Annotated in this window: 13 protein-coding genes and 1 pseudogene; 3 read left to right on the top strand and 11 right to left on the bottom strand. The window is 30.6% G+C overall.

The window, feature by feature from the left end; genetic code table 11:
• The first annotated feature begins 103 nt into the window (after nt 1-103).
• Complete coding sequence (locus JOC47_RS14810) at nt 104-1303, top strand: iron-containing alcohol dehydrogenase (protein WP_204703165.1); 1200 nt, start codon at nt 104-106, stop codon at nt 1301-1303.
• A gap of 48 nt (nt 1304-1351) precedes the next feature.
• Here JOC47_RS14810 and JOC47_RS14805 read toward each other — a convergent pair whose 3' ends face one another.
• The gene (locus JOC47_RS14805) at nt 1352-1750 is read right to left on the bottom strand and encodes a hypothetical protein (protein ID WP_204703163.1); all 399 of its coding nucleotides are present in this window, start codon (nt 1748-1750) and stop codon (nt 1352-1354) included.
• 206 nt (nt 1751-1956) lie between these two features.
• Between JOC47_RS14805 and JOC47_RS14800 the strand changes: the two genes are divergently transcribed.
• Nucleotides 1957-2334 carry a thioesterase family protein gene (locus tag JOC47_RS14800; protein ID WP_204703161.1) on the top strand — a complete coding sequence of 126 codons (378 nt, stop codon included), beginning with the start codon at nt 1957-1959 and terminating at the stop codon, nt 2332-2334.
• A 95-nt stretch (nt 2335-2429) separates the two neighbouring features.
• Here the strand turns inward: JOC47_RS14800 and JOC47_RS14795 are convergent, their stop codons facing one another.
• The 5 genes from JOC47_RS14795 to JOC47_RS14775 form a co-directional block, all read right to left on the bottom strand.
• A complete protein-coding gene (locus tag JOC47_RS14795) occupies nt 2430-6377 on the bottom strand; it encodes a LysM peptidoglycan-binding domain-containing protein (protein ID WP_204703159.1) in 3948 nt (1315 codons plus the stop codon).
• A 16-nt stretch (nt 6378-6393) separates the two neighbouring features.
• Nucleotides 6394-7446, bottom strand: a complete 1053-nt coding sequence (locus JOC47_RS14790; RefSeq protein WP_204703158.1) for a hypothetical protein — start codon at nt 7444-7446, stop codon at nt 6394-6396.
• A 254-nt stretch (nt 7447-7700) separates the two neighbouring features.
• Nucleotides 7701-7928, bottom strand: a complete 228-nt coding sequence (locus JOC47_RS14785; RefSeq protein ID WP_204703157.1) for a DUF3796 domain-containing protein — start codon at nt 7926-7928, stop codon at nt 7701-7703.
• Nucleotides 7929-7962: 34 nt separating this feature from the next.
• Nucleotides 7963-8292 (bottom strand): helix-turn-helix domain-containing protein, encoded by a 330-nt coding sequence (locus JOC47_RS14780; protein ID WP_204703156.1) that lies wholly within the window; start codon nt 8290-8292, stop codon nt 7963-7965.
• Nucleotides 8293-8307: 15 nt separating this feature from the next.
• Entirely contained in the window at nt 8308-11988 is a 3681-nt protein-coding gene (locus JOC47_RS14775; RefSeq protein ID WP_204703155.1) for a PDDEXK-like endonuclease domain-containing protein, read from the bottom strand.
• A gap of 291 nt (nt 11989-12279) precedes the next feature.
• On the opposite strand from JOC47_RS14775, the gene JOC47_RS14770 reads away from it, so the two are divergent.
• Nucleotides 12280-12657 (top strand): thioesterase family protein, encoded by a 378-nt coding sequence (locus JOC47_RS14770; protein WP_439109081.1) that lies wholly within the window; start codon nt 12280-12282, stop codon nt 12655-12657.
• Nucleotides 12658-12746: 89 nt separating this feature from the next.
• On the opposite strand, the gene JOC47_RS14765 is transcribed toward JOC47_RS14770, so the two are convergent.
• The 5 genes and pseudogenes from JOC47_RS14765 to JOC47_RS14745 all read right to left on the bottom strand — a co-directional run.
• Entirely contained in the window at nt 12747-13487 is a 741-nt protein-coding gene (locus JOC47_RS14765; RefSeq protein WP_204703153.1) for a Fic family protein, read from the bottom strand.
• A 415-nt stretch (nt 13488-13902) separates the two neighbouring features.
• Nucleotides 13903-14100 (bottom strand): annotated as a pseudogene (locus JOC47_RS14760) (sugar O-acetyltransferase); the annotation flags it as partial.
• Nucleotides 14101-14209: 109 nt separating this feature from the next.
• The gene (locus tag JOC47_RS14755) at nt 14210-14989 is read right to left on the bottom strand and encodes a hypothetical protein (RefSeq protein WP_204703152.1); all 780 of its coding nucleotides are present in this window, start codon (nt 14987-14989) and stop codon (nt 14210-14212) included.
• On the bottom strand, nt 14979-15407 hold the full coding sequence (locus JOC47_RS14750) for a hypothetical protein (RefSeq protein WP_204703150.1): 429 nt from the start codon (nt 15405-15407) through the stop codon (nt 14979-14981). Before JOC47_RS14750 ends, JOC47_RS14755 begins: the two co-directional genes overlap by 11 nt.
• A 3-nt stretch (nt 15408-15410) precedes the next feature.
• Nucleotides 15411-16038: hypothetical protein (locus JOC47_RS14745; RefSeq protein ID WP_204703148.1), on the bottom strand; the 628-nt coding region annotated here is incomplete at its 5' end.

The following is a 16038-nucleotide window of genomic DNA, read 5'->3' as shown; positions in this document are numbered from 1 at the left end:
GGGTTCGTGGATAAGAACACTGTAACTTTGGTGTTAACGCTGTAATCTACTCATTTGTTAATTTTGATTAGCTTTGAGCAGATATAAATCAGCGGGATTATTTATGCTAGACAATACTTTTAATTTTGCTCCAACACCTGAAATAATTTTTGGGACTGGTACTTTTAGCAAACTTCCTAATATCATAGCCAACTATGGTACAAATACTTTAATAATTACTGGTGGCTCTTCATTATACAAAGCAGGACATTTTGATGAGCTAAGTAAGGGATTACAGGAACATAACATTTCATTTTCTACTATCAAAGTAACTTCTGAACCAGCCCCTGCTTTAGTGGATGACATAGCATCTACATATCGAGAAGAAAACATAAGTTCTGTTGTGGCTATCGGCGGCGGTAGCGTCATGGATACTGGTAAAGCAGTTTCTGCGATGTTAACTCAGCAAGATTCGGTGATGGAATACTTAGAAGAAGTAGGAGCAGGCAAAGAACATTCAGGAGAGAAGATACCTTTTATTGCAGTTCCGACTACTTCAGGAACCGGGAGTGAAGCAACGAAAAATGCTGTGTTGAGTGAAGTTGGCCCGGATGGCTTTAAGAAGTCACTGCGCCATGACAATTTCATTCCTAATCTAGCTCTTCTAGACCCTGAGCTAACTACATCATGTCCAGCAGATATAACTGCAGCAAGTGGGTTAGATGCGATTACTCAATTGCTAGGAGCTTATACTTCTACCACAGCATCACCAATGACAGATTCGCTTTCATTAAAAGCATTGAAATATGCCGGTCAATCTTTAGTTCCCGCTGCAACTGTCAAAGGAGATGATCCCCAAGTTAGAGCAGGCATGGCTTATGCTTCTTTGATTTCAGGAATCACCTTAGCTAATGCAGGCTTAGGTGTAGTCCACGGTCTTGCTTCAGCAATTGGCGGTTATTTTGATATTCCTCATGGTGTCGTCTGTGGAACTTTGCTAGGCGAAGCAACAAAAGTAAATATTATGCTGCTGAGAAGGAATCAAGATAATCAGGACCATTTAAAAAAATATGCTAAAGCGGGAGCAGCATTATCAAGAAATGAAATTAATAATATTTCTACCCATAAAGAGATCAATCGTTACTGTAATTTATTAATTGAAATTATTGAAAATTGGATTGCCGAACTTGAAATTGATCGTTTAGGGCACTATGGAGTCACAGAAAATGATTTAGATAAAATTGCTGCTAAAGCTGGAATTAAAAATAATCCAGTGCAGTTAAATCAAGGTCAAATTAAAACTATAGTTAAAAATCGACTGTAGTATCAAATAAAGTAGGACCGGGCTTAGAATTGGCCCGGTCCTTTATTATTATTCTACTTTAGCGTCGGTAAAATATTTATTAGCTACATCTCTAAATAGAAAAAAGATAATTACTAAAGTAAAGATCAAACTAGGAATTACTGTTCCTTTAGCCGGTGAAGTAAAAAATCCAAATAATAAACTCAAGCCACTCCAACCTACATACAAAATTCGTCCCCAGTTTTTAGCATTAATCATTGCTACACCACTTACAAAAGACACCATTGCACCTAAATACATTAGTATGTACTGTACCATAAGTGGAGCACTATTCTGTTTCATTAATTTCTCACTTTGCTTTTTGAATTCAGGATTAAGTAGTGTAATAGTAGTTGTAGCTAATGTTATTACTGCCATCCCAATTATTAACCAGGCAATAATTGTAATAGATCTTGGTCTTTTTTTCATTTTTTTATTCCTCCTAGTGTGATAGAATTATGTAGATTAATTTAATCAAAATTATATACATTGCTTCACTTTGTAAATTCTAGAGGAACAAGAAATTTCCTGCTATCCTTTCTAATTATTAAATAATATAATAATAATTTTCTTTAAAAGAAGAACTAAATATGATATTTTAGTAGTAAATACAAATAATTCAGGGGGAGATATACATGTTAGAAGAAGGACTTAGTTATCAACAAGAAACTATTGTAGAAGAATCAGACACTGCAGATAAAGTAGCTTCAGGGGCTCTTCCCGTATATGGAACACCTACTATGATTGGCTTTATTGAAAATACAGCTTTGAATTCTGTTGTATCAGACTTAGAAGATGCTCAGACTACTGTAGGTACTAAAGTAGATATTAGGCATTTGAGCCCTACTCCTGTAGGAGAGAAAGTAACATGCTCGGTAGAATTAACTGAAGTTAATGGTTCGCAACTTACTTTTGATGTCACTGTAGAAGATGAACATACTAAGATTGGTGAAGGAACACATGTTAGGTATATAGTAGATGAAGAAAAGTTTATGGATAAAATCGAGAGATAAACTAATAAAAGGTTCACTATAAATAGTGAACCTTTTCAAACTATTATATGCTTTATTTAATATTATACTACATATATACTAAGTATAGCAATCTCCTATACTTGAGGGCAGATACAAAAACCTTTCCAGTACCAATGCTTAGAATAATCTATCCCTAAACTATTTAAACTGATACTATCTTCAAGATAATAATCCCAGTTAGAATACAATTTATAAGTTTTAGCTACTCTCTTGTCAGCTAATTTTTTGAATAAATAATCATCAATATAGCCGTAGCTAGAGACTAATTTCTTTCTTCCTGCTAACCAACGATAGTTATTTTTCCAAGTATAAATCATCTTTCCTCTTAAATCTAATTTATCACGATTTAAGACCTTCTTTAATTCAAAATCAGCTTCTACAGTTAATCTAGATTGCTTCGAGGGATTTAAAAATTCTTCTATAGTTCCATTATAGGGATTAACTAATATTGATTCTTTAAGATCAAATTTTATTCTTTGACCCGGCTCAAAATCCGGGTTAGAAAAAACCCTACGATTTATCTCCCATACCAAATTTTTATCGATCTTTAATTTGAGTTCTACTTCAGCTGTTTTAACAGCATCTAATATTCTTAATTTTTTATCATCCACTCTTTTCTGATTATACATACCAGATAAATAGTCTTCTAACATTTCTGCTATTATCACTTTCTTTTTTCTTCGCGCTTCGCTGATTACTATTTGGGCTGCTTCTTTGATTTCTTCAACTGAGCTTTTTTTATTTAATCCTCTAAGTAATTTTCTTTTTTCTCTAAATTTCGGACTGGGAGAAGATTTTCCGGTAGCTTTTTTATTTTCTCTTTTTTTCTTTTGCTTTTCTGAATCTTTAGTTCTTTCTATGGTAGTTGTTTTGGGAATTGAGTTGGCATCCAAATTATCTTTAACTGCTTGTTTATCTTCTTTTTCTTCTGTAATATATAATTTAAGTTCACCACCGATTATTTCATCACACGGATTATACTTATATTCTATTTTATTTTTATAATCTGGATGAATAGTAATTACATGTGTAGCATCTGGATAATCTTGATGACCATTTACTTCTTCAAGTTGATAATATTTTTTCACTAATTGAGGATCTTGTTCTAAAAGATCAAACACTTGCTGATAATAATTAAAAAATACTACAACAGCTGGATCATAGGAAGGGCTCCTCATCACTCTATACTGAACTCTTTTAATTAACTGCAAAAACTCTTGATTAATCTCTTTTTTCTGCTCTGAAACATTTGTTAGTTTTGCTTCGAATTCATGACTATATTCCTCTTTATATTTCTCTAGACCATACTTGACTTTTGAATGTGCATTTTCACTAAATACTGTCGAGCTTGTCCCTGCCATTGCTGAAAACATCGTACTATTATAAGACATTGATTTATAATAGCTATATTCTATTCTCTCTTTATGTTTTTGCATCATACTTTTAAATACACTTATTATGTACTCATCATGCAATTGAGGATTATTTCGATTTATATTCCCATCATCTTGTAAATAAGGCATAAACGCAAATTCATTTCTTATCTCTTTTTTATCTTTTGATAATTGAGATTTGGATGGTAATTTATTAGATGCTTTTATTCCCTCTGTAAGTGGATAAATATATTCAAAAGAAGTTTGCCATTTATCTAGAAATTTTCTCTGCATAATTCCTATCATTTCAATTAAATTCATCACCATTTGATGTTCATCGAAATCCTTTTTTAATTTTCTGGCCACCTTATAAAATTGATATTTAAAATAAGCTAATCTTTCCTTTTTATCTTCATCTTGAGTTGTTGAAATTGATGCAATAATTTCAGTTAAAGTTTTGTCTGCAATTTCAGATTTCAAAGGTAAAAATAGTGGTTTGTTAGGAGTAAGATAATCAAAAACTTGATCATTAGGGGTTGGATCATAAGCTAATATTCCTTTTATTTCATAATGATCCTGTGAATTTTTTCCTAAGGCCCAACAAACTTCTAGTTTAGTCTTCTCCGTCATTTCTAACGAAGCAAATTCTGCTGCTTCAGGTCCCCATATATCTTCTTGATAAACTACATACTCTATATCTACTTTCCGACTACCTACTGTAGTTGAATAATCCTTTTTCTCTATTTTATAATTATAATCTACGATTTTTTCAATCTTTTGAAATAGAAAGTAAAGAGCATCATCTTTTTTCATTTTAACTGTATCTCCTGCTTCTGATAGTAGATCATTTGAGATTAATTTAGAATTATTTACTAATAATTTTCTAGGTTCCCCATATAAAAATTCATCTTCAATATAACCTTTTATTGTCCCTGGATTATTTTCTTTATTCATTCTTCTGATATGCTCAGGAAGCTCTGGAGATAAATTTTTAGCAGCAATACTTTTCTCATCTTTTATATATTCAAGCTTTTTTAAAGAATTATATTTTTCTTCTAATTTAGAATTATCATAACTATCCATTCCTAAATCTAATATTATTCCTATAGCTATCATGACAATAGGGATCCCAATAACTCCTGCCCCTAAGGTAACTGTCCCACCAATAATCCCTGTTTTTATTAATGCTGTAGTTAATGCCAACTCAACTGCATAATCCGCTACTTTTTTACCCATATCTTTTATTTTAGCATCAATCTTTATATTTTTTGTATATTCTTTATTAAAATCATGAGGAGTAAAATTCATATAATCTTTTAATTCTCTTAAATTATTATAAAATAAAGTTGCATTTGCACTCTTATTTGGCATTAATAATGTATTTAAAAAACTAAGATCAGCTCCACCTTCATAACCAGTAAATACTATATTACTTTGCTCATCATAATCACCACTGCGCCGTAATTTATCACATACCATCTGTAAATAATCAAATTCTTCTGGCAGTAATTTATTATCTTTCGGTCTCTTTCCTTGATATGAGACTACTATAGTATTTCCTTTTTTTAATGCTACTACTTTAAATTCAGTTTTAAACATATCTATATTTTGAGTAACCTGGACAATAGAATTTTTCTTTAAATACTCACTAAGTTCTTCTCTGCTTATAAGCCCTTCTTCCTTGAAATGTTGCAAAGTTTCCTCTTTTAGCAATCCCTCCGCAGCTTTAGCAAATTCTAACTTCGAACCTTTATTAAAATATATTAACGACAATATATTCAACGGAGTACAATTAATTTTCTTGATTACTTTTTGCACTGCCGCTGTAGCTGTACCCTTGGATATTTTATCAATTGATTCATTTAATAATTTTTTCTCAACTATTTTCTTTCCTGAAGATACTTCTCCTTTCAAAATGGATACATTTATCACTAATTCTCCTAGTTCAAAGCCTGCTTTTATCTTGGCCCGAGTCTTCTTATCTTGTTCAACTTTTTCCCGCGATGGAACAATACTTTCTAGATCTTCCTTAGATTTATTAGGATTAGCATCTGCTTGTATCTGGTCTATATAGTCTTTAACTACTTTGTAGTTATCTGCTCCATAAATTACCTCCCAGTCTTCTATGAATTTTCCTTTTTGATTACCCTCTTCAGTCCATTTTTCTAGGTACTCCATCGCTATTCCAGCTTTGCTTCTCATTTCTGCTAAGCCTTTTTCTTTTTCTTCATCTGTAAGATTTATATTTTCACCCGTTTTATTTTTAAGATATGGATATGAATATGATTTTTTCACAGAATTATAACTTACAAATGATTTAGGATCTGATAAAAGATCATTGAGCTTAGTGGATTGAATATTTTCTCCTTGTTGACCTGATTTTCTTGATTGTATTATTCCTTCTATATCTACAAATTGCCACTCTAGATTTGTCAAATTAGAAAATGTTAATAACTCTTTATGAGTTATTGGCGGAAGATTTAGTATTTCACCTTCTTGCAAATTTTCAACTTCTTCTTTCTTAAAAGTACTTCCATCACTTTTAGTTATTTCCTCCCATCGAGTTGGATCTCCCAATTCTCTTTCTGCAATATCCCATAGTCTATCTCCCTTTTTCACTTCATATACTCTTTTATTATTATTTTGCATTATATCAAACCCCTTTCTAATCTAATATATACTCTAAGTTCTTTCCAATTTTCACTTCTGATTCATCCTTATAATAGTAATGCTCTAATATTTTCTTTTCTTTATATTTTTCATACGATGAATTATACTTTTCTTTTAACTTTCCAACTGAATAGATAAAACCATAATGTGTAGCATAATATTTATCTAAGTTTTTATAATTTAATTTCGATTTCTTTATTTTTTTCATATTAGCCAACAGTTCTTTTTCACTCATCTCATTTATCTCCTGCTGTAACTCTTTTGACATTTCCTTTCTTAATTTCATTGGTGGCAGCTTTACTCTTTCTCCTTGTATTGCTTTTTTTACTTTATCAGAGTAATATACTTTACGCTCATATTTATCATAACTATCTGCTAATACTCTTTCATCTATAAATATAACTCCCATCTCTAAACATTCAAATAAACTTTCATCCTTCAAATACTGTACAAACTCAAATATATCTTTTCTTCTTTCTTCTTTTTCTGCTTTATCTTCTATGCGATCAAACACATATGCATATAATTCTAACTCTATCATCCTATTCTCAGGATCTTCAGCGATTAATTTTCTCGCCTTTTTAAAACTCTTAACCTTATATCCCCAATAAGTTTTATTTCCTGGCTCTCTTTTTTTGTAATGGGCTTTTATCTTCATTAAAATTCTTTCTCCAAAAATATTTTTTGTTTTAGACATAAGATATTCTTCTATATCTAACTTTAAATTGACTAATGGATAACTATCTCCAACTTTTCCTAATCTACCAAAACTTTTTTTGTTTACACTTGCACTTGCGTAATAATAATCATCCCCCTCTTTTGAAGTTCCTATTATTGATTTAGGATAAATTCTAGCCTGATAAAATTTTTGTCCCCTACTGCTCCTAGCTCCTATTCTATCCACTATAAATTCTTCTCCATATTTATCATAAAGATAGCTTTTCATCTTTTTTCTTATTCTTTCTGTTTTATTTCCAAATGTACAAGCAGTACTACTAAGTAAACATATCAATACTAACAAAAGTATTAACTTTTTGTGATTTTTCATTTTTTCACCTCAGTTTTGGGTATAGATAATATTTTTTAATACATCATTAGCAATTACAAAATATCAACTCTTCTCTATTTATTATTATATAAAACTATTCCAATTACCTCCATTAATTGTTATATTTTTCTTGAAGGTATAAAATAAAACACCCAGGCTCAAAACTTGGCCCGGATGTTTTAGATCTTTCTCTTATTTAATTTAACATTCAGATTAACAAAATATAATTTTAAAACTTAAATATTTATCAGATTCTAAACTACAATAAAACCTGCTAAACTTAAAATATACAACACAATCCCTAATAATCCTAATAGCCCTAGATATTTCAACTCATCCTTTTTATATCTAAAGGCTGAGAAAAAACTAAAGAATGAAAAATAAAGTAACCAACTAGGCTGGTTCAACTGGAATGCTTGCACTCCTAAAAATCCTATAAAACCTAGAAATCCTAGCCGCCAATCTTTTAAATTTTCTTTCATATTGCTTCTCCTCTTTTCTTTATTCTATAATTTTTTAAGCCCACTGCTTACTTTCAAAAATACTCAAGCGGTGATTGATCTTATATCTAGTCCCTGGTCCTCGTCCTTCTTTTTCTACAATATCTTGTTCGCGTAAAGGTTTTAAGGCTTTTCTGATTCCATCAGTATCTTTATAATTTAGTTCTTGCTGTAGTTCTTTATTAGTGAATTTATCTTTAGTGTTAATTAAATGTTTTAATATGCGGCGGGTTAATTTTTTAAATCTCTCATTGTATTCAATGTCTTCCATCAAATAATCTACTTCTTCCTTTTGGGATTGCTCTGATGCAACTTTTTCAGTAGCTTGTTCTTCTGTCTTCGCCACTGCCTTTTCTATTTTTTATTCTAATTCATCTAACACCTGTTCTTTTTTCTCCCACCATCTTCGCGACCAGATACGTTCTATCTGCCATCCTTTTTCTTCTAAAAAGAGTTGCCGATAAACATCTCTTTCTCGCGCAGATTTACTACGGTGATAGGCAGCACCATCACATTCAATTCCTATAATATATCTAGCTTTATTTTCAGGATCTACAACTCCTAAATCAATTCTATAACCATAACTTCCTACCTGGGTATGAATTTCATAGCCTCGCTTACGCAAAGCCTCTGCTACTTCTTCTTCAAATGGGGAATCGTAATCATAATAACTTACATTTCCATCATCTAGTTTACGGCTCGGATTTATATTTTCTAAGATAGCATCTACTTCCTCTTCTTGCCCTTCACTTACATATTTAACGAATCTCAAATACTGTTTGAATAATTCGGGTCCTCGGTTTTTAGAACTTGATACTTCAAGATCATAATCAGGATCAAAAGAACAAAAAACAGTTATAGACTCTTGAGCTCGAGTAATTGCTACATTAAGACGTTTTTCTCCACCTTCTTGATTTAAAAGACCAAATCTATTCGGCACACGTCCCATTTCTGGATCAACAGCATAACCAACCGACATCAACAAGTGTTTCACTTCATCGCCCTGCACATTCTCTAAATTTTTAATCCACACATAAGAATTACTAACCTTACTTCCCATACACCATTCCCAAATATCTTTTTCTGCTTTTGTTAGCTCTTCTTTTTCTCTGCGCTTATCCTCTAATGTCTGCTGTAAAGTATCAAATAATTTTTCAGCTTGACTTTGATTAAAAGCAACTATTCCATATAGTGTTTTATCTACTTCTTGCTGGGCAGTAGGAAGTTCTTCTAAGAGATACTCAATTACTTTTGCGGCTTCTTCAGGATTAGTTCTATCTTCCCAACTACCATCTACTTGCTGCCACTGAACTGCTCTATAATCGTTTTGATGCAACTGATTATTAGGAGCAATCTTTAGCTGCCCATTATAAAAGGCTTGATTAGAGAATTCAATTAATTCTGGATGTTGACTCCGATAATGATATTTCAGCATTTTATCCGGCCACACATCCGCTGCTGCATCTAATAAACTAGTCTGTTCGTCTTCAGCTAAATTATCTGATTCTTCACGATTAAGAGTCCGCTGAAACAAACGATTAGGAGGCATCTGTTTTTTATCTCCTACTACTGTTATTCGCTCGCCACGGGCCAAAGCAGGCAGAGCATCTTCTAATGGAATTTGGCTTGCCTCATCAAAAATAACATGATCAAATTTATCCTCTAAAGAGAACAGTTTAGCCACTTGATCAGGACTCGCCAGCCAAACTGGTAAAATATTTCGTATAATCTCTCCATAGTCAGCTAAAAATTTACGTAGTGATGGTAACTTGCGCTGACGATTAGAAATTTTAATAATCCTTTGCCCTTGCGAACTATTTAAAATCTCTTTCTGCCGTTGCTTATATTTTCTCTTTAAATACTGACTACCTTTAGAAATTTTAGTAGTTAAATTTTCTTCTAATTGCTCTTGGAGTTCTTGATATTTATTGTTCATAAACCAATTCAATTCAGGATGTTCTCGCTGTTTTTCTTCGAGCCAGCTTGTTTTAATAGCCTGTTCATAAATATCTACTGCTTTTAAATCATTTTGAGTAGCTAACTCCTGCAATTGATATAAGTCTGCTGCAAAATCAGAGCTCTGCTCTTCATAAATTTTATCTAATCGATTTAAAATATGCTTATCTTTCTCCCAATCCTCTTCTAATTGTTGAGCAAAATCTACTATTTCAGATTCATCCTTAGTTGATTCAAGATTATTAGCAATATACTCTCTATCAAACCACTGCTTTAATTGCTTAATCTCTTCATTAATTTGTTGAGCTTCTTCTTTTAAGTGACGGTGATCAATTAATAATTTAAATTTAGCTTGAATCCACTGCGGGGATAAAAAGCGTAGTTTGCTATCTTGTTTATCTACTATAATTTCTAAAGACTCTTGGTCTATATAATCTTCGCCACTCTTTACACTTAAAGCCTGTTCATAATTTTGTTCTTCTATTGCCCGCTGTAAAGGTGCAATAGTCTTCATTTCTTTAAGAGCATCTATGATTTCAAATAATTTTTCTTCTGAAAACTTTTCAGTCGCTAACACACCGGCTGATCTTTTCTTCCACATTGAATCATTCTTCACATCAGAATTTAAATCTAAGTAATGTTCAATAGTATCTAAGCTCTGTTCTAAAATCTCTAACGAATCTACTTCTGAAATTGAACTCAACTCTTCTCTTATTTCTCTGTCCAATGGTTCTACCTCTTTATAGAGTTGCTGTAAAGATAATTCTGGAGCATCATCAACTACTGGCTGATTTAAAACTTCATGTAACTTATTTAACTCTTTCACACTCCGATCAACCTTACGATTATAGCGCTTCAAACTAACTCTTTCGCCATCTTTTCTACTTTGAGCTACCTGGCGCAAAGTATTGTATACATGATTACGTGCTTGATGCTGCTTACTACCTCGACCACCCACTAAGACAGTTAAAAAATCTAGACCTAAGTTCTGCAGCATTTTATCCACTACTTCTAAAGCTACTCGTTTTTCACAAACTAATAACACCTGTTCATCATGATAAAGGGAATCTCCAATTAAATTAACAATTGTCTGGGACTTTCCTGTACCGGGTGGTCCTTGAATTACTAAAGATTTTGCTTTTTGCGACTGCAATAAGGCTTCTTCTTGTGTAGCATCAGCAGGCATAATTTTCAATCTATCTTTTGCACTAAAATCATCAATATTAACTACCTCTTCTTCAACTACTTCCTTAACTGTATCATCAGAATTAGAGCCTAATAAATGTTCAATTAAATCAGATAATTCTCCTTGGGCCAAATCATCTTTGAGTTTAATTAGATCATTAACCAACGGATTCTTCCCTTGGGGAAAATGACCTAATATAGCATAAGGTTTTAATTCAAACTTACCACCTTGCTCAGATCTCTCTGGAGTTTCATCTCTTGCAACTTCCGGCAGTTCTTCTATTTCTTCTTCTAAGACTGACCACCCTTTAATTAAATCATCCGGAAAATAATCATGCACTTCCTGCCAAAATTCAGCTGGCTTCTCCTGCACCTCTTTAGCTTCCCATTGTGGTACTCCATCAGGATCAAACTCAATCCCTAGTTCTTGCTGTAGAGAAATCAATAATGCTAAATTAATACTGACTTCTGCATCTTCATCAATTTCAAATACCCATTTGCTTGCTTGATTACTTTGTTGATTCAATTTAAGCTCAACTGGAATTAAAACTAATGGTCCCCGATACCAGTCACTTAAAAAACCAGAGAAAAAAGGATAACCAATAGCTAAGGGCGAAGTACCTGTTTCTTCTCTAATTAGATTACTCTTTCGTCTGATTTTATTCAGTTTATAGGAATTTTTCTCTTCTTCAGTATTTCCAAAAGTGGATTTGATAATACTATGTTGTCCTGGCTTAAATTGATACAAAGTCTTTTGTATCTGCTTAACAGAACTTGAAGCTGTAGCTAAATCAAAATCTTTAGTTCTTCTAGGTTTTCTCATTAACAATGATTTATTACGCCTATTAACTTTAGTGGCATTCTTTATTAATAAATTTAAAGTTTGATTATATTCTGTCATCTTTTTCTCACCTCACCTACCTAAATATTAACCTTCTTTTCTATTATTATTAGTTATAGAGCAAAAAATATTATTCTTTTTTCAAAGTATCAATATTCAAAAAATCATTTGTTTTACTTATCTAATTAATTATTGGGATTAATTTCGTCAAAATTATGTAAATCACTTTAATTTGTAAATTCTAGAGCAATAATAAAGTTCCTTGTATTTGAATTAAAAAAATAATTTTCTTTAAAAAGATTAGTAATTATGATATTTTATTAACAGATAAGAAAATAAGGGTGGGGATTTATTTTACAAGAAGGATTAACTTATCAACAACAAACAACCGTAGAGAAAACAGATACTGCCAAAGAATTAGGCTCAGGCAATTTAGCTGTGTATGGTACTCCAGCTATGATTGCGTTTATTGAGAATACTGCTCTCAAAGCTGTGGCAGAAAAATTAGATGATAATAAGACTACTGTAGGTACTAAAGTAGATATTAGACATTTGAGCCCTACTCCTGTAGGAGAGAAAGTAACATGCTCGGTAGAATTAACTGAAGTTAATGGTTCGCAACTTACTTTTGATGTCACTGTAGAAGATGAACATACTAAGATTGGTGAAGGAACACATGTTAGGTATATAGTAGATGAAGAAAAGTTTATGGATAAAATCGAGAGATAAACTAATAAAAGGTTCACTATAAGTAGTGAACCTTTTTAAACTATTATTTTTCTTTTGCTGTTAATCATTAATTGCCCAGTTACTATTCTTCAACTATTCAAATCTAGAATATCTAAATATAAATCTAAACTTTTGTTTAATTTTTTAGTTACTAACTCAGTAAATTCTTTTAGTTCACCCTTAGTAGAATATGCTTCAACACTATCATAATATTCTGGTCTATCCTCTTTTTCGATTATAACAATTGGATACCCCTTGCTCATAAGTTCTAAGTTTAATAATAGTCTTGCTGTTCTACCATTCCCATCTATAAAAGGATGTATTTTGACTAACTCATTATGCAATTTAGCAGCTCTTTCAATAGAATTTAACTCATCAGACTCTTCTTGATACCAATCAATAAAATCAGTCATTTTTTGTGGTACTATATAATGTTCGGGTGGTATATAATCTGTACCTTGGATAGTAACATTTCTATTTCTATATACTCCAGCATTATCGGTATCAATAGTTTTTAATATTAGATAGTGAATTTGTTTTATTACTCTCTCGCTGATTTTGGTATTATTTCCTATAATTTCTTCTAAATATTTAATAGCCTCTTGGTGATTAACAACTTCTAAATGTTCTCTCATACTCTTTCCACTAATAGTGATCCCATCTTTTAATACTGCCTTAGTTTCATTTAAAGTTAAAGTATTACCTTCTATTGCATTAGAATTATAAGTTAAATCTAAATATAATTTTTCTCTAATATTTTTTACTGTTCTTTTATCTAGTGGTCTATTATTATCTAATACATTTTTTTTTCGCTTTACTTCTTCAAGCATTAATCCTCTTCCCCCCTTCAATCTTAATTCATTCCGAATTTAACTCTATATTGTCTAACTTTCTTAAATCATATGCTTTATCTAATATTATACCACATATGTACTAATTATAGCAATCTTTCTATAATTGAGGACAGATACAAAACTCTTTTCTGATTATACATATCAGATAAATCGTCTTCTAACATTTCTGCTATTACCACTTTCTGTATATAATTCAGGGTTTATTTCATTCTTTATTTTCGCACTTTTATTAGAATCTCCTATACAAGCACTCATCATACTCAGTAAACATATTGACACTATCAAAATTATTTTACATTAAATTCCATTTACTTTCAAGGATAATATTCACTCATTGCTTAAAAATATATCAAAAAAAGAAAAAACACCCTCGAATAGGGTGTCTAAAATATTACTCATTTACATCTTTATAATATTCATTTTTTAATCTATTCCAATATTCTTTATCTTCATTAGTAATTTCTCTGATCACCCGACAAGAGTTTCCTGCTGCTACAACTCCATCAGGAATATCTTTAGTTACTACAGAACCTGAGCCAATCACTGTATTGCTACCAATTGTTACTCCAGGATTAATTACTGCGTTCCCATCTTGTATAATTAAAATAGAACAGCTAAAATCAATTCCATCCTACTTCCAAATTCAAAAATAAAAGACAATCCTGATTAGAAAATGAAAAGAAGTGCAATATTTTATCTTAATTACAATTTAATAATTGACTAATATTATCTCGTCCGTAAATATGAACTTTATCACTTTTATTTTCATCTAAATATTTAAAATAATATTTAACACCCATTGTATTTGAAAAAGTAACTATACCAACATTATAGTTATTAATATCAGGGCTAGTATCACAAATATCAGCGATTTTATACAATATTTCCTCATCTGAACTCTTAATATTTCTAATCTTAACTTTACACTCATAGAATTCTCCAACTAATTCATTTTGATCCCAACCTGCAACATCAATGGGATTATTGGTTGTCCAATTTCTATTATGCCATTTAACTTTACAATCTACATTTAATTGACACCCTTCGCTTAATCTATCAGTTTTTATTGGTAAAAAGAAGTGATTTTCATCTTCTATATACATATATCGATTTAAAATTAATAATAATGCTAATCTTTCTAATATAGCACCACGAATTTTGCCAAGTTCAGACTCTTCACTATTATTAGAATATAAAGCATGAATTAACTGAACAAATTTATTATTATTTTCTATTTCTTTATCTGATAAATCATCACCATAATTCTCCAAATAAAATTGTTCCAAATGCATATCTAGATCATTAATACTAGTACACTTACTCAAAATTGAACCAGCATAAACAAGAAAATCCTTATTATTCAATAAAAAGGCACACAAATTAACAACATCATAATCATTAATATAGACAAATCTTGATTCATCTTTGGGAGAAATAATTTCAACATTTAAAGAATCAAGTACTTCACTATGACTCATTAGAAATCATCCCATACGATGGAATAATAATACCTCCATCAAGATCCATCTTTGATGTGATATTATTAATTTGTTCTGTTACATAAGGCCATATATGGTAATTAAATCTTTCTGCTAACATATTATCATTAATTTCAAGAGAGTTATTATTTTTTAAAATAAAATAAGTTTCATATACTAATGAAATTTTAAACTCTCCCTCCATTTTAAATTCCATTCCAAAAATATATTTAAAAGCTTCTTCATCTTCTGGACTATACATTATTTGTCCCGATAATTCTATAACTTGATTTTCTTCTTCCATACTTTTTTTATTATTCTTTAAAAATTTTTTCTTGCTTCCAGTCGCTTCAAACTTATCTAAATTTAATTCTTCGAGAAAAATATCTACTAATTGTATTTCTCCATCTCCAACCATAAATTATCTCTCCTCTAACAAATCAAATTTTTTTTCTTTCAATTTAATTTCTCTTTCATGCTTAAATTCTTTACTTTTTTCCACTTCAATTGTTTCGGTTTGAGTTACTTTTAAATCATCACCAGTATTATAATTAAATTTTTGTTGTATTTTAACCCCTTCATCATTTAAAACTTCAAATTTATTATCTTCTTCATTAATATTTCTAATTATAGTTTTAATTAAACGGTTGCTATCTTTAATAATATTATTTTTTGAAAGTTTATCATAAAAATCATAAAAATATTGAATTAATTCAATAAAATATTTCTCATTTTTTTCCAAATTCAAATTAGAAATATCTTTCTTAACATTTGAAATTATTTTTTCCAATCTTAAAAATTTATCTACACAATCAATTAATAAAGTAGCTTCAATAACTTTATGCTGATTAAATACTTCTTGATGCAACCAATCAATTACTTTTTCATCTTCCGAATTTTTAATATCTTCTAATTGTTCCATAAAATTTTGGAACAAATCATCATTATCCCGATTATTCATCTCAAAATTATTTATTTCATTTTTTTTAGATATATATTCATTCACTTTATTTATAATATACAAAATAAAATCATCTATTAATAATAAA

Source organism: Halanaerobacter jeridensis (genome assembly GCF_016908315.1).
Lineage (GTDB): Bacteria > Bacillota > Halanaerobiia > Halobacteroidales > Halobacteroidaceae > Halanaerobacter > Halanaerobacter jeridensis.
This window is presented reverse-complemented; position numbering and strand designations above follow the sequence as displayed.